At 69.3% G+C, this 24,549-nt stretch carries 25 protein-coding genes and 1 pseudogene; 17 read left to right on the plus strand and 9 right to left on the minus strand.

Annotation, left to right across the window (positions count from 1 at the left end; translation table 11 throughout):
- Positions 1-16: 16 nt before the first annotated feature.
- Positions 17-811, plus strand: coding sequence for an MMPL family transporter (locus tag Drose_RS25500; RefSeq protein ID WP_260723846.1), 795 nt, complete (start codon positions 17-19; stop codon positions 809-811).
- Positions 812-860: 49 nt separating this feature from the next.
- Positions 861-1,019 (plus strand): annotated as a pseudogene (locus Drose_RS25505) (ATP-binding cassette domain-containing protein); the annotation flags it as partial.
- Between the two features lie 23 nt (positions 1,020-1,042).
- Here Drose_RS25505 and Drose_RS25510 read toward each other — a convergent pair.
- The gene (locus tag Drose_RS25510) at positions 1,043-1,261 is read right to left on the minus strand and encodes a helix-turn-helix transcriptional regulator (RefSeq protein WP_260723847.1); all 219 of its coding nucleotides are present in this window, start codon (positions 1,259-1,261) and stop codon (positions 1,043-1,045) included.
- Positions 1,262-1,273: 12 nt separating this feature from the next.
- Positions 1,274-1,681, minus strand: coding sequence for a hypothetical protein (locus tag Drose_RS25515; RefSeq protein WP_260723848.1), 408 nt, complete (start codon positions 1,679-1,681; stop codon positions 1,274-1,276).
- A 76-nt stretch (positions 1,682-1,757) separates the two neighbouring features.
- Here Drose_RS25515 and Drose_RS25520 point away from each other — a divergent pair, with 76 nt between their 5' ends.
- The gene (locus Drose_RS25520) at positions 1,758-3,002 is read left to right on the plus strand and encodes an alpha/beta hydrolase family protein (RefSeq protein WP_260723849.1); all 1,245 of its coding nucleotides are present in this window, start codon (positions 1,758-1,760) and stop codon (positions 3,000-3,002) included.
- A 303-nt stretch (positions 3,003-3,305) separates the two neighbouring features.
- Here Drose_RS25520 and Drose_RS25525 read toward each other — a convergent pair whose 3' ends face one another.
- Complete coding sequence (locus tag Drose_RS25525; RefSeq protein ID WP_260723850.1) at positions 3,306-4,370, minus strand: CaiB/BaiF CoA transferase family protein; 1,065 nt, start codon at positions 4,368-4,370, stop codon at positions 3,306-3,308.
- 471 nt (positions 4,371-4,841) lie between these two features.
- On the opposite strand from Drose_RS25525, the gene Drose_RS25530 reads away from it, so the two are divergent.
- Positions 4,842-5,255 (plus strand): hypothetical protein, encoded by a 414-nt coding sequence (locus tag Drose_RS25530; protein WP_260723851.1) that lies wholly within the window; start codon positions 4,842-4,844, stop codon positions 5,253-5,255.
- A gap of 220 nt (positions 5,256-5,475) precedes the next feature.
- Here the strand turns inward: Drose_RS25530 and Drose_RS25535 are convergent, their stop codons facing one another.
- A complete protein-coding gene (locus Drose_RS25535; RefSeq protein WP_260723852.1) occupies positions 5,476-6,480 on the minus strand; it encodes an ornithine cyclodeaminase family protein in 1,005 nt (334 codons plus the stop codon).
- 1 nt (position 6,481) lies between these two features.
- The gene (locus Drose_RS25540) at positions 6,482-7,156 is read right to left on the minus strand and encodes a GntR family transcriptional regulator (protein ID WP_260723853.1); all 675 of its coding nucleotides are present in this window, start codon (positions 7,154-7,156) and stop codon (positions 6,482-6,484) included.
- Positions 7,157-7,646: 490 nt separating this feature from the next.
- Between Drose_RS25540 and Drose_RS25545 the strand changes: the two genes are divergently transcribed.
- From Drose_RS25545 to Drose_RS25570, 6 genes are all read left to right on the plus strand, one after another.
- A complete protein-coding gene (locus Drose_RS25545; RefSeq protein ID WP_260723854.1) occupies positions 7,647-7,982 on the plus strand; it encodes a PadR family transcriptional regulator in 336 nt (111 codons plus the stop codon).
- A complete protein-coding gene (locus Drose_RS25550; protein WP_260723855.1) occupies positions 7,979-8,986 on the plus strand; it encodes a hypothetical protein in 1,008 nt (335 codons plus the stop codon). Before Drose_RS25545 ends, Drose_RS25550 begins: the two co-directional genes overlap by 4 nt.
- Positions 8,987-9,339: 353 nt before the next feature.
- Positions 9,340-9,918, plus strand: a complete 579-nt coding sequence (locus Drose_RS25555; protein ID WP_260723856.1) for a copper chaperone PCu(A)C — start codon at positions 9,340-9,342, stop codon at positions 9,916-9,918.
- A 1-nt stretch (position 9,919) separates the two neighbouring features.
- A complete protein-coding gene (locus Drose_RS25560) occupies positions 9,920-11,149 on the plus strand; it encodes a Dyp-type peroxidase (protein ID WP_260723857.1) in 1,230 nt (409 codons plus the stop codon).
- Positions 11,150-11,542: 393 nt separating this feature from the next.
- Positions 11,543-12,046 (plus strand): Hsp20/alpha crystallin family protein, encoded by a 504-nt coding sequence (locus tag Drose_RS25565; RefSeq protein ID WP_260723858.1) that lies wholly within the window; start codon positions 11,543-11,545, stop codon positions 12,044-12,046.
- A gap of 221 nt (positions 12,047-12,267) precedes the next feature.
- Entirely contained in the window at positions 12,268-12,621 is a 354-nt protein-coding gene (locus Drose_RS25570; RefSeq protein WP_260723859.1) for a helix-turn-helix domain-containing protein, read from the plus strand.
- A 77-nt stretch (positions 12,622-12,698) separates the two neighbouring features.
- On the opposite strand, the gene Drose_RS25575 is transcribed toward Drose_RS25570, so the two are convergent.
- Entirely contained in the window at positions 12,699-13,301 is a 603-nt protein-coding gene (locus Drose_RS25575; protein WP_260723860.1) for a hypothetical protein, read from the minus strand.
- Between the two features lie 282 nt (positions 13,302-13,583).
- On the opposite strand from Drose_RS25575, the gene Drose_RS25580 reads away from it, so the two are divergent.
- Positions 13,584-14,264: a DUF1345 domain-containing protein gene (locus Drose_RS25580; protein WP_260723861.1), complete on the plus strand. Its 681-nt coding sequence runs from the start codon at positions 13,584-13,586 to the stop codon at positions 14,262-14,264.
- Positions 14,265-14,631: 367 nt separating this feature from the next.
- A complete protein-coding gene (locus Drose_RS25585; protein WP_260723862.1) occupies positions 14,632-14,865 on the plus strand; it encodes a CDGSH iron-sulfur domain-containing protein in 234 nt (77 codons plus the stop codon).
- Here Drose_RS25585 and Drose_RS25590 read toward each other — a convergent pair.
- A complete protein-coding gene (locus tag Drose_RS25590) occupies positions 14,817-15,866 on the minus strand; it encodes an iron-containing redox enzyme family protein (protein ID WP_260723863.1) in 1,050 nt (349 codons plus the stop codon). The genes Drose_RS25585 and Drose_RS25590 overlap by 49 nt on opposite strands.
- Before the next feature lie 61 nt (positions 15,867-15,927).
- Here Drose_RS25590 and Drose_RS25595 point away from each other — a divergent pair, with 61 nt between their 5' ends.
- Both Drose_RS25595 and Drose_RS25600 read left to right on the plus strand, forming a co-directional pair.
- Positions 15,928-16,893, plus strand: coding sequence for a class I SAM-dependent methyltransferase (locus Drose_RS25595; protein WP_260723864.1), 966 nt, complete (start codon positions 15,928-15,930; stop codon positions 16,891-16,893).
- On the plus strand, positions 16,893-18,035 hold the full coding sequence (locus Drose_RS25600) for a carboxylate-amine ligase (protein ID WP_260723865.1): 1,143 nt from the start codon (positions 16,893-16,895) through the stop codon (positions 18,033-18,035). The genes Drose_RS25595 and Drose_RS25600 overlap by 1 nt, the downstream gene beginning before the upstream one ends.
- Positions 18,036-18,214: 179 nt before the next feature.
- Here the strand turns inward: Drose_RS25600 and Drose_RS25605 are convergent, their stop codons facing one another.
- Together Drose_RS25605 and Drose_RS25610 are read right to left on the minus strand one after the other, a co-directional pair.
- A complete protein-coding gene (locus tag Drose_RS25605; RefSeq protein WP_260723866.1) occupies positions 18,215-18,580 on the minus strand; it encodes a hypothetical protein in 366 nt (121 codons plus the stop codon).
- Entirely contained in the window at positions 18,570-19,745 is a 1,176-nt protein-coding gene (locus Drose_RS25610; protein ID WP_260723867.1) for a M48 family metalloprotease, read from the minus strand. Before Drose_RS25610 ends, Drose_RS25605 begins: the two co-directional genes overlap by 11 nt.
- Positions 19,746-20,610: 865 nt before the next feature.
- Here Drose_RS25610 and Drose_RS25615 point away from each other — a divergent pair.
- The 3 genes from Drose_RS25615 (at position 20,611) to Drose_RS25625 (ending at position 24,531) form a co-directional block, all read left to right on the plus strand.
- Entirely contained in the window at positions 20,611-21,792 is a 1,182-nt protein-coding gene (locus Drose_RS25615) for a transposase (RefSeq protein WP_260723868.1), read from the plus strand.
- 178 nt (positions 21,793-21,970) lie between these two features.
- Positions 21,971-23,269: a transposase gene (locus Drose_RS38820; RefSeq protein WP_313899932.1), complete on the plus strand. Its 1,299-nt coding sequence runs from the start codon at positions 21,971-21,973 to the stop codon at positions 23,267-23,269.
- Positions 23,263-24,531 carry an ISL3 family transposase gene (locus Drose_RS25625; protein ID WP_260723251.1) on the plus strand — a complete coding sequence of 423 codons (1,269 nt, stop codon included), beginning with the start codon at positions 23,263-23,265 and terminating at the stop codon, positions 24,529-24,531. Before Drose_RS38820 ends, Drose_RS25625 begins: the two co-directional genes overlap by 7 nt.
- Positions 24,532-24,549: the final 18 nt, after the last annotated feature.

Raw genomic sequence — 24,549 nt, forward strand, 5'->3', positions numbered from 1 at the left:
GACGCTAGTGCAGCGCTTGCGCACCGAACCGGGCGTCGCGGAAGTGACCGGTGACCCGTCTTTTGTCAGCCGGGACGGCCGATCGGCGTACCTGTCGGTGACGCTCGCCGTCCCGCCCGACTCCCCGGCAGCCGTCGACGTCGTCCGCCGGATCCGCGCCAGCCCGGCGGCGCCCGGCGAGGTCCGTGTCGGCGGGCCGACGGCGGAGTTCCTCGACATGAGCGAGGAGACACAGAGCAAGACCTGGCTCGTCATCGGCCTCGTGCTGGGACTGTCATTCGTCTTCCTCACCGTGATACTCCGCAGCGTGATCCTGCCGCTGAAGGCGATCGTCATGAACCTGCTCGCTACCGGCGCGGCGTACGGGCTGCTTGTCTGGGGCTTCCAGGACGCTCACCTGGCCGGGCCGCTGGATTTCGTCAGCAGCGGCAGCGTGCAGGTGTACCTCCCGCTGACCGCGTTCGCGCTGCTCTTCGGCCTGTCGATGGACTACGAGGTCTTCCTCGTTCGGCGGGTTCAGGAGGAGTGGCGCGCCACCGGCGACACCGAGCACGCGGTAGCGGTCGGGCTGCGGCACACCGCCCTGCCCATCACCGCCGCCGCAGCGATCATGGCCGCCGTGTTCGGCTCATTCGTCACCTCCGACATCCTCGAGATGCAGCAGATCGGCTTCGGCCTCGCAGCGGCCGTCCTCCTCGACGCCACCCTCGTACGAATCGTGCTTGTACCGGCCGTCATGCGCCTGGCCAGCAGCGCGAACTGGTGGCTGCCGGCCTGGCTCGACCGCTGGCTGCCACACATCGACGCCTAGAAGCCGGGCGGATCGGTCCTCCACCGCCTCATCACGGCTCGGCGACCGCCTGGTGGCACTCCCTCCGCTGGCCGCCGCTCGATTCGACGCCGGACCGGGGGTGACCGGACCGCTCGGGCCGAACGGGGCGGGAAAGACCACGCTGCTGCGGATCATCGCCACCGTCCTGGCGCCGGACCGCGGCACGGTGACAGCCAGTACAAGCCCTGCCCGGTCGCGAATGACTCGATGTCAGGCCGGGGTGCCCGGATCTTCCGTGCGGTCGGGCCGGAAGATTTCCTCGATGGTCAGGCCGAAGACGTCGGCGATGGTGAACGCCAGCGGCAGGCTGGGGTCGTAGCGCTCCGTTTCGATGGCGTTGATGGCCTGCCGGGAGACTTGGCACCGGTCGGCCAAGTCGGCCTGGCTCCACCGGCGAGCTGCGCGCAGTTCGCGTAGCCGGTTCTTCACAGGTGCTCGCCTTCAGCGGTGGAAGCGGGTGCGCAGGTCCGCGATCAGCAGCCAGATGGCCACGCCGCCGAGGAGGATCAGTTGCGTGAGCTGATGGAGCCGGATGATGCCGGCGGCGTCGAGCAGGGTGGCCACTTGCAGTGCCACGAGGACGGCGGCGAACGCGATGGCCATGCTCTCCAACTGGATCCGGCGCAGGTATTCGTCCGCGCGCCGGAATGCGCGCAGCAGCACCCAGGCCACCGCGAGGGTGAACACGGTGGTGGTCGCGATCCACCAGGCCTTCTGGGCGGTGCTCTGGTCGGGGCTGCTGCCCAGGGTCAGGGCGACGATGCCCAACGCGGACACGGGTATGCCGTCGATGAGCACAGCGCGGCGGGCCGCACGCGTCACCTGGTCCTGCTGTACCTGCTTCGCCATGCGAGGAATGTAAGGTTCACCTTCCACAAAGTCAAGCGACCTTGACTCGATGGAAGGTACACCTTACATTTTGGCGATGTTGAACGACAGACGACTCCTGAGCCGCCGAGCGCTGCTCGGCACCGCCGTCGCGTCAGCCGTCGCTTCCGTCCCGACGGCCACCGCGGCGTCCGCCCAGTCGCGACCCGCCGCGGATTCGCTGGTCGCGGCCAGCCCCGCGCCGGCTCCGGTGCGGCTGACCCTGCCCGCACCAACCGGTCCGCATCCCCTGGGCACGGTCTCCTTGCACCTGGTCGACCGGGCGCGCGTCGACCCCTGGCAGGCTTCCCGCCCGGCCCGGGAACTCATGATCCAGCTCTGGTACCCGGCCCGCGCCGCCCATGGCCACCCGCCCGCGCCGTGGATGTCACCCGGCGCCGTCACCTTCTTCGAGCAGGCACAAGGCATCCCGTCCGGCACACTGCTGCTGCCGGTCACGCACGCCCACCTGGCCGCACCGGTGGACCGCGGCCGGGGCGGCAGGCCGGTCGTCCTGTACTCGCCGGGCCTGCGCAGCGACCGCAGCCTCGGCACTGTTCTGATCGAGGAACTGACCAGCCACGGCTACCTGGTCGTGGCCATCGACCACACCTACGACGCCGACCAGGTCGAGTTTCCCGGCGGCCGGGTGGAAACCTTCGCCATCACCGGCGACATCGACGATGCCCTCATCGCCGAGGCCCTCGCGGTGCGCACCGCGGACACCCGGTTCGTGCTCGACCAGCTCACCGCGCTCAACGCCGGACACAACACCGACGCCGGACGGCGACCCCTGCCACCCACCATCGCCGGCGCGTTCGACCTGTCCCGCGTCGGCATGCTCGGCCACTCCCTCGGTGGCGCCACAGCCGCCGCGGCCATCCGCGCCGACCGGCGTCTCCGGGCCGGCGTCAATCTGGACGGCAGCCTCCCGCCGCCCGCCACGGACGGTACCGACCGGCCATTCCTGCTCTTCGGCAGCGACCCCGGCCCAGGCCCGGAGGATCCGAGCTGGGACAAGTTCTGGGCCAGCCAGTACGGCTGGAAACGCGAACTGGCCCTCATCGGTTCCACCCACACCTCGTTCACCGACCTGGAAACGCTGCTACCCCAGGCCGCGCCCACCCTGGGGTTGACGCCCAGCCAGGTGACGCAAGCCATCGGCACCCTCGATCCGCACCACGCCATCCACGCGCAACGCGACTATCTACGAGCGTTCTTCGACCTTCACCTACGCCACCTCGACAACCACCTGCTCCGGCGCCCCTCGCCCCGCTACCCGCAGATCCGGTTCCTTCGATGAGGTACCCGCTGTCCACACTCGACGGTCATCCCGTCAGGCCCGCGTCGATCCCGGGCGTGGATCGGCGAATCTCGGGAGCCGCACTCCGTTCCACCATCGGGCCGGTATTTCTCGCGCGAACGTGACGGCGACGACGAAGTTGCCGACGAAGACCAGGCCTCAGTTGCGCAACACGCCGCGTAGGCACCACCCGGGCGCCGGTCGATCAGCGCCAGGAGCACCAGCGTGAAGACCCCGGTGAGCAGGTCGAAGCCCAGCAGGTTGGATGACTGATCCGACGGGCCGGGACTGACCGCCTCGATGCTATGTCTGGACCGCCGCGCCGCAGGCTAGCAACTCGTCCACATAGTCGATGCCCCAAGACTCCAGAGCCATCCTGGTCCCCGCGCCGACATCGGTGGGTTGAGCGCCAAGCTTCGCGACGGTCCGGCTGAATCGCGGTGCCGGCCCAGGCTCGATCCTTCCCCCGCGCTCGACGAGGGTCCCCCTCGCGACCATGTGCGGATGACGCGCCGCTTCCCGCGGCCGCAGTACGGGAGCCACACATGCGTCCGTTCCTTCGAACACGGCGACCCATTCGGCCATGGTGCGAGAGGATATTCGCTGCGCGAACAAGGTTCGCATCTCCGGATGACGATCCACATCATCCTGATCCGGACACTCGGACTCAATGTCAAGCAGGCGAACCAGAGTCTGGAAGAACCTCGGCTCGAGCGCGCCCACCGACAGATGCCGGCCATCGGCGGTCTCGTAGACGTCGTAGAACGGCACGCCACCGTCAAGCAGGTTGGCGGCGCGGTCCTCGGTGAATGCTCCAGCCGCCAACTGTCCCCAGTGCATCGCACTGAGGTGCGCGGTGCCGTCTACGATCGCCGCGTCCACAACCTGTCCTTGCCCTGAGAGGCGCGCCTCCAGCAGAGCCGCGAGTAGACCGATCACGAGATAGGTGGAGCCACCACCGAAGTCGCCGAGAAGGTTCGCCGGAAACTGGGGACGGACAGGGTCCTGCCCTAACCCGAACAGGGCACCCGCCACGGAGATGTAGTTGATGTCATGGCCGGCGGTCGCAGCAAGTGGGCCATCCTGACCCCAGCCGGTCATTCGCCCGTATACGAGCCGCTGGTTGACCGCACGACAGGCATCTGGACCAAAGCCGAGCCGCTCAGCGACGCCAGGACGAAGGCCCTCGACGAGAACGTCGGCCCGCCCGGCAAGGTCAAGCACCGTTCGGACTGCCTCAGGTCGCTTCAAGTCAAGGGCGACGGAAGGGCGGCCCCGCGTCAACAAATCGTGTGGTCCACCGCCGAGTGCCTGCCCGCCGGGTCGCTCGATACGAATCACATCGGCACCGAGGTCCGCGAGGATCATGCACGCATGCGGCCCAGGTCCGATCCCACCGATCTCAACCACACGGACCCCCTGCAACGGACCACTGCCGGGCGCCGAATCCCTTCCATTCTCCGTCACGCCCCTGACACTACTTGGCTCGGCACCCCAGTACCGACCGCTCGCCGCGGCGGCGGCGGGCCCCCATCTGCGCGTCGATCTTGCAGTCGTGGTGCCGTGAAACTCCCACGATGCGCGGGTTTGTCAGGCACCACAACTGCAAGATCGACGCTGTCGTTGTCCGGCATGGGGTCAGGAAGCCTGGGTGGGCAGCGATGCTCATATGCGGCGGATGGCTCACCATCCAGGGGTGGCGAGTGGATTCGCGACCTGGATCGGGTGCGACGAATCTGGGCCGACTGCCAGGGCGGCCGGTATGAGGTGGGAGTCCAGCCCGGACACCCCTTGGGCTTCTACTCACACGCCTATGCCGGGGAGGTCGCGCTGTGCCGGGTGCTGGCCGATCCCACCGGTGAGTTGACCGATCTGCGGACGCGTGCGCGCGAGTACCCGGCGGCGCTGGGCGACGCACTCGTCGAGGGATTGTGGGAGGCGGATTTCGCGGTTCAGTTGGCGCACTACGGCACGGCCGGAACCGACCCGACGTATGCGGCCGGGTGCCTGTTCCGCGGCATCGGTGTGGCCTGCCATGCGCTGCACGGCCGCGCCCGCCAATGGCTGATCAACGAGAAGGGCATGGTGGCGTCCGCGGCAATGCTGGCTGTCGCACCACCGAGCTTCGCCGAACGAGCCCACTCGCTGCTGGCCGGCGTCGGGGGATCCCAGCAGCGCATTGCCGAGACAGCGGCGAAGGCGGAGGCGCTGATCGCAGAGGTGCGCGCAGCCATCGCACAGCCGGCGTCGTAGCCTCGCGTGACCGTCGTGCCGGGCTGACCAAAGGCGACATGGCCGGACAGGGCTCGGAGGTCGGTGCGGCGGTCACCCTCGGTCCGGCCGCCCTGCCCGGAGCCGGTTCGGCACGCACGGCACGAGCGATCCCGGGCCGCCGCTCGCTACGCCGACACGCTGCCCGCCCCTGGTGAACCACCGACCCCCGCGTCGGTGCCCGCGTCGCCGGCGCAGCTTCTCATGGCTGCGGCGTCGACGTGATGGACCGATAGATCGCGGCAGCGACGACGAGATCTTGCCAAGGCATGCCCACGAACTTGAACAGACGCGGTCGCGTTGAGTCCACATGCGCGTTGCCGGTCACGACATCGCTCAGAGTGACGAGGACGTCGCCATCGATCAAGCCCGATTCGACGGGTATGATGATGTCGCCAGCCTCGCGCAGGACGCTCGAGCGTGACTCAATGACGACGGTCGCACGTGTGATGAGCGTGTCGTCGGTCTCCCGGGTTTCGGGCGAGTGGGAACCCATGGCCACCACGACTGCCGAGTCCCTGACAAGAGCGCCGTCGAACAAGGGCGTGGGCGAGGACGTGCAGGTGCAGATGATGTCCGCCCGTGCCACGGCCGGCGCAGCCTCTTCGAGGATGTACGGGCGCGCGGGAGTCCCAGTCTGCGTGATCTCGGCGGCCAGCGCCTCGACAGACGCGGCATCGACCCCGACCAACGACACGTCCGTCACGTTCCTCAGGGCACACAAGGCGAGGGCATGCCCACGGGCCTGGGGGCCTGCGCCGAAAATCGTGAGCCGTTCCGGCTTCCGGTCAGGAGTGAGGAAGCGAAGTGCCAGTGCCGACAATGCGGGGGTCCGCAGGTTCGTCAAAGCGATACCGTCGATGATGGCGGCCGGCCGCTGGTCCGGCCCGTCAAACAGCAGATAGGCCCCTTGGATGAGGGGAAGGCCACGCCGCGGGTTCGCCTCGGTGCTGGACAGGACCTTGATGCCGCTCAGCTCACCCAGTGTCGACGGCATCATGAGAAATTCCCCGGTGGCGGTCTCGATCCGGCTGCGCATCGGGTCACACTCAGGGTCCAGCCCGTTGAGCAGTGCGTTCTCGAGTGCGTCGACGGCCGCCTCGAACGGAACGTGCGCCGCCACCTCATCGGCGGAGATCAGCCGCATCCCCGCAAAGTGCCGTTCGTGCGCCTGGGTTGGCTTTCCGCGTGGACGCAGATTGGTCATGTCACTCCTGCGGCTCGGGAGAGGGGGAAGGCTCGACCGCGGACGACCAGTCGCCGCGGACATGCGCGAGGTGCTTGGTCATCACCTGTTCCGCGCGGTCGGAGTCATGGTTGAGGATCGCGTCGAGCAGCTCGAAATGCTCCTGCGTCGACTCGGCCAGTCGATCCTCCGCGGCCAGACTCGGCAATCCGTAGAGCCGGGTCTGGTCCCTCAACTGGCCGACGAACTTCACGAGCCGGGCATTGCCCAACATCTCCGTGAGACGCAGATGGAACTCGCGGTCGGCTGAGAGGAAGCCGGTAAGGTCGCCCGCGGCAGCGGCAGCCTGGCACCGCTGGGCGTGGTCTCGCACGAGTGCCGCAGCACCGTCATCGAGTCCCTGGCGAGCCAAGCGACGCATGGCTGGGACTTCCAGCATGAGCCGGAGGTCGTAGACCTCGCCAAGGTCGTGCCCGGTGAGGGAGACCGCGCGAAATCCCCTGTTGCCGACGACCTCCATGATTCCCTGCTCGACCAGAACGAGCATGGCCTCCCGGACGGGACCGCTCGACGTGCCGAGTCGTGTCGCGAGCGACACCGTCGAGTGGATCTCCCCGGGCGCGATCTCGCCGGTGACCAGCGACTGACGAATCACATCCAGCGCCTGGTCCTTCAGCGTCGACCTGGTGAGACGCATGCGAATCCTCCGGTCCACGGTGCCGACCAGCCGGTCCGGCCGTTCGGCAGGCGGTGCCGCTGAGGCCTGTGATGTCCGTCAGTTCGAGGGAGCCTGTTGAAGACTCCCGTGTGAGGTAGTCAGTAGTAGATAATTAACTACTGGTTGACCAGGATGGCCGTGGTCGCATCTCCTGTCAAGGCCGCACACCAGGCTTGGCTCACGAACGCTCGCCGCCTTCGATGCGTTGATCTTGCAGTTATGGTGCCCAGCAAAACGGACATCCAGGGAGTGTCGCGGCACCCTAACTGCAAGATCAACGCGTGGAAAGCCGGCGAGCGTTCGTGGGTGCCGCGTGCTGGAGCCGTGCGGCAAGCACCGCCCCCGGACTGGGCCGCTGCCTGCGCCGCGTTGCGATCAGAGACGGCGCCTGCCCGGCAGAACCGGCAGGGCGCGGGAGCTGTCCGTATGGGGACTGTCGCGGCGTTCTCTATGTATATAGAGTTATGGGGTGACCCGGAACCGACGACCGTCCCCGCAGACCGTTGCGGTGCTGCACGCACTTGCCGAGGAGCCGTCCATGTGGCGGTACGGCTACGAACTGGGCCAGCGGATCGGCCTGCGGGCCGGCACGCTCTACCCGATCCTGATGCGGCTGCGCGACCGGGGCCTGCTCGAGGCCACCTGGGAGTCCGACCCACCCGAGGGCCGGCCGGCCCGGCACCTGTACCGGCTGACCGGCGCCGGCCGACACCTGGCCGCGGAAACCGCCACCGACACGATCACCGACGCAACGCCGGCGTCAGCCCGCACGCCGCGGCCGGGCGAGCTGCGAGGTGCCTGGTGAGCCGCCGCGACACCGCCGCGCGGCTGCTGGCGACGGCGGTGCGGCTGTTGCCGGCGCCGCGGCGGGAGTGGGGCGAGGCCATGCTCGCCGAGCTGGACAGCATCGAACCGCGCCAGGACCGCCGGCGATTCACCGCCGGGTGCGTCGGCGTGGTCGTCACCCGGCCCGCCGTATGGCGCCGCGCCGGGTACGCGCTGCTGCCCGCCGCGCTCGTCGGGTACGTGGTGCACTGGAGCGCCTGGATCGGCTGGGCGCCGCGGCGCTGGAGCGTGGTCGCGTTCGCCGCCGCCCTCGCGGTCGTCGCCGAGCTCGGCCTCATCGGGCCGCTCGGCCCGGTCGCCCTCAGCCGCACCGTCCGGTTCACCCGCGCCGTGGCATATCTGCTGGTCGGCGCCCTGGCGGTGGAGGCCACGTGGTTCCTGGCCCACCAGACCAACACCGACCTCGGCGGTGCGCCGGTCCTCGCCGTCATGTTCGCCGGCTACCTCGCCGGAGCACTCGCGATGACCGGACACCGCTCACCGGCGGCCCCGCGGACGCTGCTCGCCGGCCTGGCCGGCGGCGCCGCCATCGCCGCGGCCTGGACCGCCGTCGTGGTGCTGGACCCGCCGATCCCGCCCCACGTCGCGCTCGCCGTCGTCCTCGCGGGGATCTCGATGGCCGGGACCGGCATCGTCGTCAACCGCCGCCACGGCCCTGCCGCCGCCTGGTGCGCCGCGACGACCGCCGGCACCACCGGCGCACTGCTGATCCTCAACCTCGTCACCGTGCTGTCCGTGGCCGGCCCGGCCGACCTCATCCCGCACCTCATGCCACCCGCGCTCCCCCTCGCCGACCAGGTGAACAACAGCAGGATCGAGCTCACCGACCGGTACCTGTGGCTGCTGCTGCTCGGCTGGTTCGTCGCGATCACCCAGTGGGTGGCGTCCCGACCGGCCCTCGAGCCGTCCGACAAGACCGTCATCAGTACCACAACACCCAGCGGCGCGCCGAGCAGCAGATGACGCCCCGTGGCGGCCGCGGCTGACCTCGCGGTCGGCGATGGAGACGCTGATCTCCCGCCCGGCCGCCGAGCCGGAGCTGTGGACGGACCACAACGTGCTGACGACGGCCGTGCGCAACACTCCCCCGCCGCCGGCCGGGCCGTCAGGTGGTACGGCCGGCCCGGCGGTAGGCCAGCAGGCCGGCGTGGCCGGCCAGCACCACCGCACTTTCAGCCAGCTTGGCGTGGCCGACGCCGGCCGCACCGTGCGCCGCCACCCCCGGCACGCCGGGTGCTGCCGGAAGTCGACGGGAACTGCTTGCGGCTCAGCGACGACTACCTGCTGTCGTACCCGCCCAACGTGAAGGATGTTCGATGTCGCTGTCGCTGCGTGCCGGCGCCCTGCTGGCCACCGCCGGCATGGCCCTGGTGCTCACCTTGGCCGCCTGCGGTTCCGATGAAACATCCGGTGCCGCGGCCGCAGGGCCGTCCGTCCCAGCGACCAGTACCACTGCGCAGTCCCCGCTCACGGTGAAGGACCCCTGGGTCAAGGCCGCGCAGTCAGGCATGTCGGCCGCCTACGGCACCCTGATGAACACCACCGGCAAGGAGATCGTCGTCGTGTCGGCCACGTCGACCGTGTCGCCGAAGATGGAGCTGCACGAGACGACGATGGTCGACGGGAAGATGGCGATGAAGCCCAAGGAGGGCGGGTTCGCCATCCCGGCCAAGGGCAGCCACGAGTTCAAGCCGGGCGGCGACCACTTCATGCTCATGGACGTCACCACGCCGGTGAAGCCAGGCGACGAGGTCACCGTCACGCTCACCCTCAAGGACGGCGGCACGGTGCGGTTCACCGCGCTCGGCAAGGACTTCGCCGGCGGCAACGAGTCCTACCACCCCGGGATGGGCGGATCGGGCGGCCGGAGCGCCAGCCCGACGCAGATGGGCTGACATGGCCGACCGCGTACGACCGCCGGTCACCAGGCGCGCCCTCTTGACCGGCGGCGCCCTGTCCATGGGTGGCGCTCTCGCCGGCGCCGCCGTCGCTACCGCGGTGGCGGCCGGCCGCACCGAACCCGCCCCGGCATTGAGGTCCACAGTGGACTTCGGCGCGCAGACCGTACCGTTCCACGGCGCACACCAGGCGGGTGTCGAGACACCGGCCCAGGCGCATGCCGTGTTCGTCGCCCTCGACCTCGCGGCCGGCGTCGATCGGGCGGCGCTACGGCGCCTGATGCGGCTGCTCACCGACGACGCCGTCCGGCTCACCCAGGGCACGCCACCCCTCGCCGACGGCCAACCCGAACTCGCACACGTCCCGTCCCGGCTCACCGTCACCTTCGGGTTCGGGCCCCGGTTGTTCGACGCCGCCGGTGTCGCCGACCAGCGTCCGCTCACCTTGCGGCAGCTACCGCCGTTCGGCATCGACAAGCTCCAGCAGCGGTGGTGCGGCGGGGATCTGTTGCTGCAGATCTGCGCCGACGACCCGGTCACCGTCGCCCACACGCAACGGATGCTGGTCAAGGACAGCCGCTCGTTCGCCGCCGTACGGTGGGTGCAGCGCGGATTCCGTCGCGGCCGCGGCATGCAGGACGACGGGGTGACCCAGCGCAACATCTTGGGCCAGCTCGACGGCACCGGCAACCCACCGCTGGGCAGCAGCGTGTTCGCGGGTGCCGTCTGGGTCGACGACGGTCCGCAGTGGATGCGCGACGGCACCACACTGGTACTGCGGCGGATCCGGGCCGAACTGGAGTCGTGGGACACCGCCGACACCGTGGGCAAGGAGTTCGCCGTCGGCCGGCTCCTGTCCGACGGCGCGCCGCTGACCGGGCAGCGCGAGACCGACGAGCCGGACCTCGCCGCGAAGAACGCGCTCGGCTTCCCGGTCATCTCCGAGTTCTCGCACGTCGCCCGCGCGCACGTGGCCGGCGACCGGCAGCGGATCTTCCGCCGGCCGTACAACTACGACGAGCCGCCCAGCCCGGACGGCACCGCCGACAGCGGGTTGATCTTCGCCGCCTACCAACGCGACGTCGGCAGGCAGTTCCTGCCGATCCAGCGCAACCTCGCCGAGGCCGACCTGCTCAACGAATGGATCACCCCGACCGGCTCCGCGGTGTTCGCCATCCCGCCCGGCTGCCAGCCCGGCGGCTGGATCGGCCAGACCCTCCTCGGCTGAAGGCAGGTCTTACCTGACCGGTGAGGTGGGTGGGTGGTGTACATGCCCATCACACAGGAGTAGCGCACCACCCGGCTACCGGGACGCCGAGGTCGACGCGGACATCAGCGTCGGCCGGGAGCGGCGTCCAGGCGCGGACGGTGCCCGAAGGACTTGCGAAAGTCTGTGTCGGCGAGTATAGAATTTATCCGTCAGTTGGGTCAGGTTTCCCCGGTGGGGATGGGCCCGAAGGGGGTGATCATGGTGGCCTTACCAGTGCCCGCCCACTACCACCGCCGCCGTCACCGGTTGCGGTTCGGCAGCCGTCGTCCGCCGAACCGGCGGCACTGAAACCGCTGACATCCGCTGAGGATCCCTACATCGATCGCTCCGACATGTGGAGGTGTGTTGGTCATGCAGACCCTGCGTTTCGACCCGTTCCGTGACTTCGACCGGCTCGCCGCCGACTTGTTCGGCACCGCCCGTACACCGTCGCTGATGCCGATGGACTGCCTGCGCACCCGGGATGCGTTCGTGTGCCGGTTCGACCTTCCCGGCATCGACGCGGACAGTCTGGACGTGTCAGCGGAGAACAACACCCTGACCGTCAAGGCCGAGCGCCACCGACACGACCCGGACGAGGCCACCTACCTGGTCTCGGAACGGCCGTCCGGCACCTACAGCCGCCAACTGGTCCTCGGCGACGGGCTCAGCGTCGACGACATCCGCGCTGACTATCGCGACGGCGTGCTGACCCTGACGATCCCGGTCGCGGAGCGCGCCAAGCCCCGCAAGATCGAAATCGCACGCGGTGACAGCGGGGCGATCGGTTCGCACGGCGGCCACAAGATGATCTCCGGGGAGACCGGCCACGCCCAGAAGGATCCGGAACGCGAGCAGGTCGCCGCGGCCCGTTGACCGGGATGCCCCGGCCGAGGTGCGTCCTAGTGCGCCTCGGCCCGCGTGGACAGCACATGCGTGTCCCGAGAAGGTGACGACCGAATACCAACGCGACCGGCGGCGTGGTCCCGGACCGTCCACGCCACTAACGAAGTTTCCCGAGCCATCCCGGTCAGGGCCGCCGGAGCCGTCCGCCAGAGAGGACATACCCGAGATCGTCCAGAAGGAGGTGACCCCGAATGGCCGACCTGCCCGACCCGCTGAACATGGCCAGCGCACTCGATGACACCGCCTATCCCGGCTACGCAATGGGCGCGGCAGCACAGGCCATCGGGGTCACTCCCGCGTTCCTCCGGTCAGCCGAGGCCGCCGGCCTGTTCCAGACGGCCCGCTCCGAGGGCGGTCACCGCCGCTACAGCCGCGACGACCTACACCGCGCCGACCGCGCCCGGCAACTGGTCGACGAAGGCATCCGCATGGACGCCGCCGTCCGCATCGTCAGCCTGGAAGTCCAGCTCGCCGCAGCCCACGCGATGATCGACATCTTGCGGCGCAAGGCCGATCCGCCCACCCGGGGCCGCACCAAGAGGTGACCGGCCCGGCACGACCGCTGCTGCCGACCTTGACTCGACGACTTCCTCGCACCGACCGCGAAGCCACCGCGTTGAGGCTATCGCGTGGGGACCAGCACGCCGCGCAGCCGCGCGCCGACGCCCTGCAGCACCGAGCCGGACTTCTGCTGCTCGCCGGCCAGCGCCGATACAGCGATCAGTGCGCCGGTCAGCGCTGGTACAGACCACTGGACGACACGCTGGCGCCGCTGTACCGCCCGAACGGTGGCAGGGGTCTCGGCGGTCGGTTCGGTGACTCCCTCGACCGCGACCTCGCCCGCGTTCTCGAGCTCCTTGCCCAGCTTACGGCTGTACGCGGTCGCACCAAGTGCCGCCGCGGTCAGTGCGGTCTTCACTATGCTCATCGTGCCGACCCCTCGCTGCCCGACGACACGCCACCGCTCGGAGGCCAGGATGCCGACCGCGCCGAGAAGGTGAGCACCGATCGCGGCCATGTTGATCGGCGCCCAGCGGTCCCAGCCGATGGACGAGACAACGAGCCGTTCGCGCGGGTTGCCGACCTTACCCGCCGCTCCGTTGAGACCCACCGCACCCATCAACGAACCACCGAACCACGCCGCCAGGCCAGTGTCGTGCATAGATCGCAGGACAGTGTCCCGATCTTCCATGACGTTGCGCTTCATCATCGTGTTCGCCATCATGCCCCGGCTCTACCCGTCCCCAGCGGGTCCATGCCCGTACGGGAGCAGTTCGAGCAGGTAGGCGACGGCGACCGGTCCCGCGCTCGCGTGCGCTGCCGGGCGGCTGCCGCCGTAACGACATGCCGCACCCTTCGGGAGGCATGCCCAGCCTGGACTCCTTCAATCACTACGACGAAGTGCACACCAACGGGCGATCATCCGCCGAGCGGCTACCCGCCGTTGCACTATTGGGGCCGTTGCGGTATCAGACCGGAACGAGCTGTGTGGACGGGGGTGCTGGAGATGGGTTCGCGGGCCGGTCGCCCTGCCGCCGAGTCTCGATCCGTCGGGGTTTCGGCGCGGCGGACCGCGTTGATCGCGGCTGGAGGCGGGCTGCTCGTCGCGGCCGTGGCGGCGGTGGTCGTACCGCGACCGTATGTCCCCCTGATCGGCTGGGATGCCGCGGCCGTCGTATTCCTGCTCGTCACTTGGCGGCGGATCGCCCGGATGGACGTTCCGGCGACCGCTGCCGAGTCCGAACGAGAGGACCCCACCCGGGCGGGTGCGGACCTGGGGCTGTTGATCGCCGCCGTTGTCAGTCTGGCCGCTGTGGGTGTCGTGGTCGCGCAAGCCAGCAGCGGCCAGGCGCTCGTCGAGGTACTCCAGATCGGGCTAGGGGTCGGCAGTGTGGTGGCCTCGTGGGCGGTCGTCCACACGATCTACACACTGGCCTACGCCCGGCTGTACTATGCGGGCCGCGACGGCGGCGTGGACTTCCACGACCTCGATCCGGACAGCTTGCCGCAATTCAGCGACTTCGCCTACCTCTCGTTCACCGTCGGGATGACGTTCCAGGTCTCCGACACGGAACTGCGCACCGCAGCGTTCCGCTCCGCCGTGCTGCGCCAGGCCCTCCTGTCCTACCTGTTCGGCACCGTCATCGTCGCGCTCACCATCAACCTCGTGGCGGGGCTGAGCCGCTGACCCATCACCCGCGGGCTGCTCCTGGCTTGCCACGGCCGCGCGAAGCGCCGCGGAACGGCCGGTGACAGGGGTCCACGACCGCCGGTCGTCCGGACAGCCCGGCCGGCCCGGGGTGTGGTCGAGCCGGGTCCGTTGAGGATGTTGCCGACGGTGGTGTATCGGGAGCCGTGGCAGGCGCGGTCCCAACCGGTTTCGGCCGAGTTTTAGGCCAGCCGGCAGCCCAGGTACGTCCACGCGGGTCGGCCGGACTCGAGTAGACGTCGACGAGGTCACCGCAATGGCCGTTCTGGTCGCGGCGCACCGGTGACCCGGGTGCCCGGCCGACACTACTGCGTTTGCCGGTGGGCGGCGTGGGCACTGCACAGGTATGGACGATGCCGGCGCCTCTGTCACCACCTGCGAGGACGGCCCGCTGCTGGTGCGCGGCTCGTTTACGCTGCTCACCCAGGACGGCGAGGTCATCGACCCAGGTCGGCGCACCGTCGCGCTGTGCCGCTGTGGGCGCTCGGCGACCAAGCCGTTCTGCGACGGTACGCACAAGGCCGTCGGTTTTCAGGCGCCCAGTGCGCCCACCACCAGCCGTCCGCTGGAGCGCGGCTGATCCCGCAACGAGCTACCGCCGGCGGCCCACCGCCGCAGCAGATGCCCGGCGAAGCGCCCGTCGAGGGCAAGCGCGCAAGCGGCTCCGAACAACACCAGCGAGGTCTGCTCCGCGCGGCGCTGTGACGGCAGCCCGGCGCAGAAGGCGCCGCACAGGTCGTGCACGGCGATCTGCTCGTGCACGGCGTCGGCCTCGACGTGCTCGTCGTAGAACCGCGTCGCGTCCGCGTTGCCGCCGAGCCGGCGCAGGCCGTTGCCATAACGCCGGTTCGGCAGCGACGAGGTCATCTCGAAGACCGCGAGATGACCGAGGACGGCCCCGAGCAGCCGGCGGTGCAGCCCGAACAGCGACATGAGGTTGTTGGTGGCCAGCGTGACCGCCGGGACCGCATCGAGGTAGGCGCCGTAGGCGCTGTCCAGGCCCAGCGCGCGCATCGTGATCCGGAACAGTTCGGCGTGCATGCGCTCGGCGCGGCCTCCGCCGTACTCGTCGGCCTGGATCTCGATCAGGGCCGCCTTGGCCCGCCCGGCCAGCCGCGGGACGGCCCACGTATGCGGATCGGCCTCCCGCAGGTGGTAGATCGAGCGGTGCATGACGAACTCGCGGAACTGGTCGGCGGTGGCACGGCCGGCGAGGTACTTCGACAACTGCGGCCCGTCGTCGGCCTCGACCAGCGCGACGAGCGCGCGCGGCAGCTCCCCAGGGGGAACTGGGGCCGGGAGCGGCACCAGCCGGCGCAGCGCGGCCTCGAAGCGGCGCTCCGCCGCCTGGCGCAGGGCCAGCAGCGAGGGGTGCCACTCCCAGCCCTCGTCCACGCCGTCGAAGCCCTGGTAGTGCAGCTCGTAGCAGACGTGCAGGGTCAACTGCAGATCCTCGTCGGCGAGCGGGTCGCCGGCGGCAGTGCCCATTGCGGCAAGCCCGTCCGGCAGCTCGTGCGGGGCACCGTCCAGGGCGCGCAGGAGCGCGGCCGAGAGCGGTCCCCGGGGGTGCGGCATCTGCATGGGTGAGCACGTTCCCACCCACGCGTCGGTTAAGCGTGAAATTCCCGGGCAATTGCAGGGCATGAGGTCCACCATCGACGCCCCGCCGCTGCCGGACGCAGCGCTGGCCCGGCTCGGCGCGGCGCTCAAGGCGGCCGGGTACCGGTTCACCACCGTCACGCCGGCCACCCACGAGCGGGTCAACCGCCGGCCCGGCAACGCACTCGGCCGCAGCCTCACCGACGTGCTGGGCTGGAGCCGCCCGTTCCACCCCGGCGCGCTACCCGACGAGGTGGTGACGCTGCTCGACGCGGCGGGCGCACTGCGACGTGACGGCGACGTCTGGTCCAGCATGATCCGGGTCTCCAGCTACGACGGCGAACTCTTCGTACACTCGGCGTTCCCGCCGGACGCGCCCGACGCGGTGTTCTTCGGCCCGGACACCCACCGCACCGTAGACGCCGCGCTGGCGCACCTGGCCGGGCAGGCGGTCGTGCCGGAGCGGATCGCCGACGTCGGCACCGGCAGCGGAGCGGTAGCCGTGGCCGTGGCCAAGCGCGTGCCGCAGGCCGAGGTCCTCGCCGTCGACGTCAACCCGACCGCGGTGCGCTACGCCCGGGTCAACGCCGCGCTGGCCGGCACCGCGAACGTGGAGGCCCGCCGCAGCGACCTGCTCGCCGACGTGCCCGGCGAATTCGACCTCATCATTTCCAACCCACCGTTCATGATCGACCCTGAGTGCCGGGCCTACCGCGACGGCGGTGGCCCGCACGGGCACGACCTCCCCATGGCCGTGATCGGCGCGGCCGTGCACCGGCTCGCGTCCGGCGGCTCCCTGGTGCTGTTCAGCGGCACCGGCATCACCGACGGCCGCGACCCGTTGCTGGCGGCCGCCGCGGACCGGCTGTCCGGCACCAGCCTGCGCTGGACCTACCGCGAGGTGGACCCGGACGTCTACAGCGAGAACCTCGACGGCCCCGCCTACGCCCACGCCGAACGGATCGCGCTCGCCGTGCTCACCGCGACCCGGACACAGGGGGACCACTGATGGCGCTCACCGCCCTGAGCCCGGCCGAGGTCGCCGCGACCGTCGCCGGGCAGACCCTCACCGTCGGCGTGGAGGAGGAGTTCCTGCTGCTGGACCCGGTCTCCTGGCACAACGCGCCGCTGTGCGAGGCGGCCCGCGACGCGCTGCCACCGGCCGCACGCGAGCACAGCCGGGTCGAATTCCGCCGCAGCATGATGGAGATGGTCAGCCCGGTCTGCACCAGCCTGTCGCAGCTACGCCGGCACCTGCTGGAAAACCGGTCCGCCGCCGCGGACGCCGCCGCCGCGGTGGGCGCCCGGCTGGTGGCGGTGGCCGCCACCCCACTGGACGAGCCGGACACCAGCGTCGTCGACACGCCCCGGTTCCACGCCATCTCGCGCCACTACGGTCCGATCGCCCACGACCCGGCACTGTGCGGCTGCCACGTACACGTCGGCGTGCCCGACCGGGAGCTGGCCATCCAGGTGTGCAACGCCATCCGGCCCTGGCTGCCCGTGGTGCAGGCGCTCACCGCCAACTCGCCGTTGCACGCCGGAGCAGACACCGGCCACGCTAGCTGGCGCGGCATCGCGCTGCAGCGCTGGCCGAGCCTGGGTCCGCCGCCATACCTCGAGTCGGCCGAGGACTACGCGCGCACCGTCGAGGAGCTGGTCGCGACCGGCGTGATGCTCGACGCTTCCATGGTGCTGTGGTGGGCGCGGCCGTCGTCGCGGTACCCGACCGTGGAGGTGCGCGTCGGCGACGTGAGCCCGACCGCCGCGGAAACCGTCCTGGTCGCCGGCCTCGTCCGGGCGCTCGTGGCGACCGCCGTCGCCGACATCGCCGCCGACCGCCCGGCACCGAGGGTGTCCGACCACCTGCTGCGCGCCGCCCACTGGAACGCCGCACACGCCGGCCTCGACGGCACCCTGACCGACCCGCGCCGCCGCACCACCCGCCCGGCCTGGAGCCTGGTGGACGAGCTCGTGGCGACGGTCGGCGACGCGCTCGACCGGCACGGCGACCGCGACGTCGTCACCGCGGGCCTGGCGCGGCTGCGTCGGCATGGCAACGGCGCGACCCGGCAGCGTCGTGCCTTCGGCGAGGGGGCCAGCGTACCGGCGGTGCTGGCCGAGTTGGCCGCGGCGACCACGAGCGGCTGACCGGCCCGCGCTGCTGTACACAGACTGACCCGACGTTTCACGACAGCAGGGAGACTGAGATGAGCCGCCCCAGCCCCGCTGTGCAGGTCACGGCGCGCACCAGCGGCCCGACCGAGAGCGGCCTGTTCAACGCCCATCACAACGACCTTGCCGGCGACGGTACGACCAACGACCAGCAGCTAATCCTTGCGAGGCGTGCCGCCGTCCGGGTCCGGATCCCGCTCCGCCTCGATGACGTCTTCGAGTCCGTCCCGGCTGCCGTCACCCACGCTTCTGCGGCCCCGGACACTTCGGATGATCCGTCCGACCGAGGCCCGGACGGCATCAGCAACCAGGTCCGACGCAGCGCTGGCACCAATCGAGACCACGATGGTCACTATTTCTGAAATGCCGAAGCCATGGCCGGGCTCGCGTCCGTCCAGTCGGATGGTGATCGACTCCAGCGGGCCATCTCCCACCCAGGAGCCTTCTCGGAAGAGGGTCGTTTCGGCATGAGGCGTTGAGTCCACTTCCAGTTCCAGGACTATCGATACCTCAGGTTTCAAGTCTGTGCTCCCCATCTTCACCTACGGTGCCGACGTCCGGCCTGCCGTGCAATTCGTCCCGTGCCGCTTCGAATATCGCCTGGAGAAACTTCGCCTCGTCGCCTGCCGTACCCAGTAGTCTCTTCCTGCCATACTCGTTGATCATTTCCTCGGAGAGCGCCTTCACCGCAGGGCTGTCGAGCCGGCGCATGTCGGCCTTCGCCTGCATGAGGATGACAGTGCCGATCGACTCCTCCGGACCCTGTCCGTTGGTGACACCACTGGCTGACATCAAGTCGTACATCAGTGATTCGCGATCGGCGATGGATTCCTGCTTCCAGTCCACGGGGACTTCGTTGACGACTCCGCCCACGATGCGGTCCAGCTTGAGAAGTCCGTAGAGCCACCTCAGCGCGGTAAACACGTCTCCCACGTCCGCCCGCACGTCCCCTGGCAGCGAGGTTCCCAGGACCAGCCGATAGGCCAGACTGTCGGCCTCCCGTTCAGCCTCCTGCGACGGCACGTTGGGCAGGTTTGCGTGCAGGGCTATGTGGGCGTATTCATGGGCCATTATGAAGTTGAGCTGCAACGCAGTCGTAAGCTGTGCCTGCCGAAGTGCGCTTCTGGAGTTCGCCCGAGGGATCGGCAAGGTGGTGATTTCCAGGTCCCGGTACAGCGACAGCAGGTACGGCATGAACGCCCGGTAGTCCAGCATGGAGAGGACTTCGTCCTGCCTGAGGCCGCCTTCCGTGACCTCGTGGACGCCGTTCCAGAGCAACAGGTTCAGCGTGCGCAGGTACTCCCTTGTCACCGCCGACACCTCGATCCGCTTCTGCGACGAAAAGGATCTCGCGTGGAGCCGCGTCTCCCACGTGGGGACCAGTTTCACCTGGTCGATGCCAGCGCACAGCTCGCGCAACGCCCCCTTCATGACGCCGTCGGTCCTCTCGGCCCACGGCGGGAGGGGTAGGCCGTAGCGCTCCAGTGTCAATCCGACGTTGAGCGCCTTGCTGTAGCAGACCTGACTGTACTGACGGAACTGCTTGAGCTCTCGCTCGCCGACATCGCGCCCCAGCACCACCGCTGATCGCAGCAGGTAGTGGATGACGCTCAGATGGCGCAGCGGGTCCGAGGCCTCCAAATGCCATGGAAGCCCGCCTCGGATCCAGGCGCCCTCTTTGAGCATGTATTCGCTGTAGCCATCTTGATCCATGAAGATGTCATTGACCGCGCGTCTGCGCTTACGCCTGCGCCACATGCTACCCCAGTCAATCGAACAAGGTTGTCAGCAGTCAGGGTGATCACCGCATGTCTGAAGTGGTCTTCGCTTGATCGGCTTCACCTGGCTATCCGGCCCGCCCTCCACGCTTCCATCGGCTTTCGCGACGTGCTGGGGTAAGGGTAGCGTCCGGGTGTAACCCCCACGGCTTCGTCAAAGTCGCGGTGTTATGGATGTCGTCCGGCTCGTTCTCTCCTTGAAGCTTGTGGTTCTCTGCGCCGAGTTCCTTGATTCGGACGAGTGCCTGAGCGAGGTCGTCGCGGAGCCTGCGTTCGTTGTCGGGGCAAGGCCGCGAAGTTCAGCCGTTCGGTCGTCTGCCCACCCCGGTATTGCGCTATTGGATGGTGCCGCACAGTCGTGCGGGTGGTGTCTGTCGCTCATGATCGCTGCTGGACCCGGGCAGCGCGCTCCGGGCCGGGCGACTCCATGACGCTTCTATAGAGGTGGTGATCGGGCCCGGGGTTCGTGATCCGTTAGGTTCGATGCCGGTCGTGTAGGTGTGACCCACCCATGATCTGGCTGCCGGTTGGTGTGCCTTGTTCTTGACCTGTCCACCGACACGGCCGGCGTCGACCCGTGCACGCTGCTGGCCTGATCAGAAGCCTGTCCGTGTTTGCCCACGTGACTCATCACAGATATGCCGCAGGGTGTGTTCCCGGGCCGACGCCGTGTCGACGGCAACCGCCAGAAGAAGGGAAGCACTGTCATGTCCATCGTGACAGATGCATCGACTGCATCGGCTGGTCCGGGTGTCCCGCAGTGGGTGGTCGGTGTGGATACCCACACCGACACGCATGCGGTGGCGCTGCTGGACCATCTCGGCGGGGTCCACGCCGAGATCCAGGTGGGTACCGACCCTGCCGGCCGGGACCGGTTGCTGGGCTGGGTGGCTGGGCTGGTCCCGGCCGGGCAGGTGCTGCACTGGTCGGTGGAGGGCACCCGCACCCACGGGCTGGGCCTGGTCCGGCAACTGCGTTCGGCGGGGCAGCGGGTGTACGAGGCGCCGAAACCGGTGAGCAGCCGGCGTCGGCGAGGCGGCAAGTCCGATCCCCTCGACGCGGTCCACGCCGCCCGCGCCCACCTGGCCCAACTGGCCCACCTGGCCCAACTGGCCCAACCAGCCCAACCAGCCCAACCAGCCCAACCAGCCCAACCAGCCCAACCAGCCCCGCGGGGGCGGGCGGCTGGTGGGACACGGCCGGCGGTGCCCCGCGCCGACGGCGGCCGGGAGGCGTTGCGCCTGCTGCTGGTCACCCGCCGGCACTACACCGACACCCGCACCGCCACCATCAACGTGATCAAGTCGATGATCCTGACCGCCGACGACGAGCTCCGCGAGCAGTTGCGTGGATGTGCCACCGCCGTCCAGATCCGTATCCTGCGCACCACCGCCACGAGCACCGCCACGAGCACCGCCACGAGCACCGCCACGAGCACCGGTGTCGGCTCGGGTGTCGGCTCGGGTGCGGGCATCGAGGCCGCGGTCCGCCGTGAACACCTCAGCCATCTCGCGGTCATGGTCACCAACCTCAACAGGCTCGTCGCCGCGAACCTGCGCCAACTGCGGGACCTGGTCACCGACATCTGCCCGGCCCTGCTGGACCTGCCCGGCGTCGGACCGGTCAGCGCCGCGACCCTGCTCACCGCCTGGTCACACCACGGCCGGGTACCCACCGAAGCGGCGTTCGCAGCGCTCGCCGGCGCCGCGCCCGTCCCCGCCAGCTCCGGCCGCCACCAACGCCACCGCCTCAACCGCGGCGGTGACCGCACCCTCAACGCCGCCCTACACACCATCATCACCGCCCGCCGCCGCATCGGCCACGCCCCGACCAGGGACTACCTCACCCGACGCAGCAACGAAGGCCGCAACACCAACGAAATCCTTCGATGCCTCAAACGCTACCTCGCCCGGCACCTCTACCGGATCATGAACGCCACCGCCACCACCACTTGACAAAACCCTTCACAGATCATGGGAAAGATGTGGCTGCCCCGGAGCCTGTTGCTTTTTGGTGCCGATGGGCTGGGTGATCTTGTTGGTGGCGGTGCACCCTGGTCCGGGTGTACCGCCACCAGCAGGTCGAACCGAAGGGCCGATTGCCTTCTATACCCTGATATACAACCATTCGTCTATGGCAAAACGGTATCGGCCGGTCGACCGGGACCAGCAGTTCCTGCTGCCGGTGTCGATGACCGACTGGCTGCCCGATGACCATCTGGTGTGGTTCATCATCGAGGCGGTCAACCGCCTGGACACCACCGCGTTCCACCGCCGGGCCCGTCTCGGCGGGGTCGGCCGGGCCGGCTACGACCCGGACATGCTGCTGACCCTGCTGATGTACGCGATGGCGCACGGGCAGCGTTCCTCCCGGCAGGTCGAGCGGTTGTGCCACACCGATGTCGCGTTCCGGATCATCTGCGCCGGTGACATCCCGGACCACACGGTGCTGGCCCGGTTCCGGCAGCACCACGAACAGGCCCTGGCCGACCTGCTGACCGCCAGCCTGGTCCTGGCCGCCGAACTGGGCATGATCCGCCTGGGCGTGGTCGCCCTGGACGGCACGAAGATCGCCGCCAACGCGGCGAAGGACGCCAACCGCACCGAAGCGCACCTGCGCAAACTGGCCGAACAACACCTCGCCGGCGCCGCCGCCACCGACGCGGCCGAAGACGCCCTGTTCGGCGACACCCGCGGCGACGAACCCCCACCCGATCTGCGCGACCGCACCAACCGCGCCCGCCGCATCCAACAGGCCATCGACGAGATCACCGCCCGCAAAACCGCCGCCGCACAGCCCAGCCCGGCCCAACAACAGACCGCCGACGCATACGTCACCGCCCTGACCGCCGCCGCCACCGGCCAATCAGCCGCCGCCCCACCCGGACGCACCCCGAAAGCCGCCGACCCGGTCACCATCGCCGAACTGCGCTGGCAACGCGCCCGCGCCGCCGCCCAACGCAGCTACGACGCCTGGCACGCCAAAGCCGCCACCCTGGGCCGCACCCCACTAGGCCCCAAAGCCATCCCCCCGGACGAACACGCCAAGGTCCGCGCCGCCCGCACCATCTACGACACCACCCTGGCCACAGCCGCCGCAGCAGCAGCCGCCGCAGCCGCAGCAGCCGGCTCCGGCGCCGGCGCCGGCGCCGCCAACAGCAGCGCCGAGAACACCGAGAACACCGAAACGTTCCAGGCCAACCTCACCGACCCGCAATCACGGCTGCTCAAGACCCGCAACGGCTACATCCAGGGCTACAACTGCCAAACCGGCGTGTCCGACGACCAGTTCATCCTGCACGCCGACGCCACCCAAGACCCCAACGACGTACAAACAGTGCCAATTAGTGGGTTTCTGTGGGTGGGGATAGGGGGCTGTAACGGACAAAATGGCGGCGCGCATGGGATGCCGGTTCGTTCACCAGGTTGCTGAAGACCGTTGTGAGCGAAGGGATCCACGTGCGCGCCGCTGCTGTGATCAACCGTCTGCTGGGCTTCGAGGGAACGGTTGTGGACGACGTGTGTTTCACGGATACCGCGATGGTGGTGCAGGTCCGGCTTCGCTCGCAGGTGCTGGTCTGCCCGTGCGGGCGGACCAGCCGGGCCCGGTACGACCGTTCCCGCAGGAAGTGGCGTCATGTCGACTTCGGCCGGTACCGGGTGGTGATCGAAGCGGAGATCCGCCGGGTCGACTGCCGCGGCTGCGGGCAGGTCCGCAGCGAGTGGATGCCGTGGGCCCGGCCCGGCGCCCGGCATACCCGCGACTTCGAGGATATGGCCTGCTGGCTGGCGAAACGGATGTCCAAGAGCGCCGCGGCCGCGCTGCTGGGCACCACCTGGCAGACCGTCGACCACCTCGTAGCCAGGCTCGTCGATACCCACCTGGACAGCGAGCGTCTCGACGCGATCTACCGCATCGGCGTCGACGAGATCGCCTACCGCCGGGGCCGCAAGTTCCTCACCGTGGTCGCCGACCACGACACCGGCCGGGTGGTGTTCGTCGGCGAGGGCCGCAGGCAGGACGTCTTCGGCAGATTCCTGGAGTCTCTCGGCGAGGACGGCCGAGCCCGGATCGAGGCGGTCAGCATGGACATGACCGCGATCTACCGCGGCGCCGCCACCACCCACGTGCCGCACGCGGCGATCTGCCTCGACCCGTTCCACGTGATCAAATGGGCCGGCGAAGCGCTTGACCTGGCCTACCAGACCTGCCGTGAACAGGGCGTAAAGATCGCCGTGGCTGGACTGACACCCGCCCAAACCTGGCAGAAGGCCCGCGGCGCCCTGCGCCAGCCCGCCGGGCAACACGACCCCACCCGCACCGCGATCATCGAACAGCTCCGCCGCAAACACCCCCGCATCCACCACGCCTGGCGCCTCAAAGAAGACCTCCGCCGCCTCTACCAGGTCCCCACCAGCGACGCAGCCGACCACCTACGACGCTGGATCAACCGGGCCAAACGCAGCGGTATCAACGCCTTCGTCACCCTCGCCCGGCGACTGCGCCGCCACCGCACCGGCATCCTCAACGCCATCCACCTCCAACTGTCGAACTCGCTCCTCGAGAGCATCAACGCCGGCATCCGCCTCATCCAACGCCGCTCCCACGGCTACGCCGACCTCGACAACCTCATCGAAATGATCCACCTCTGCCACGGCGGCATCACCACATCACTACCCACAGAAACCCATTAATTGGCACAACAGTACGAA

Source organism: Dactylosporangium roseum (assembly GCF_025264685.1).
In the GTDB taxonomy this organism is placed as follows: Bacteria; Actinomycetota; Actinomycetes; order Mycobacteriales; family Micromonosporaceae; genus Dactylosporangium; species Dactylosporangium roseum.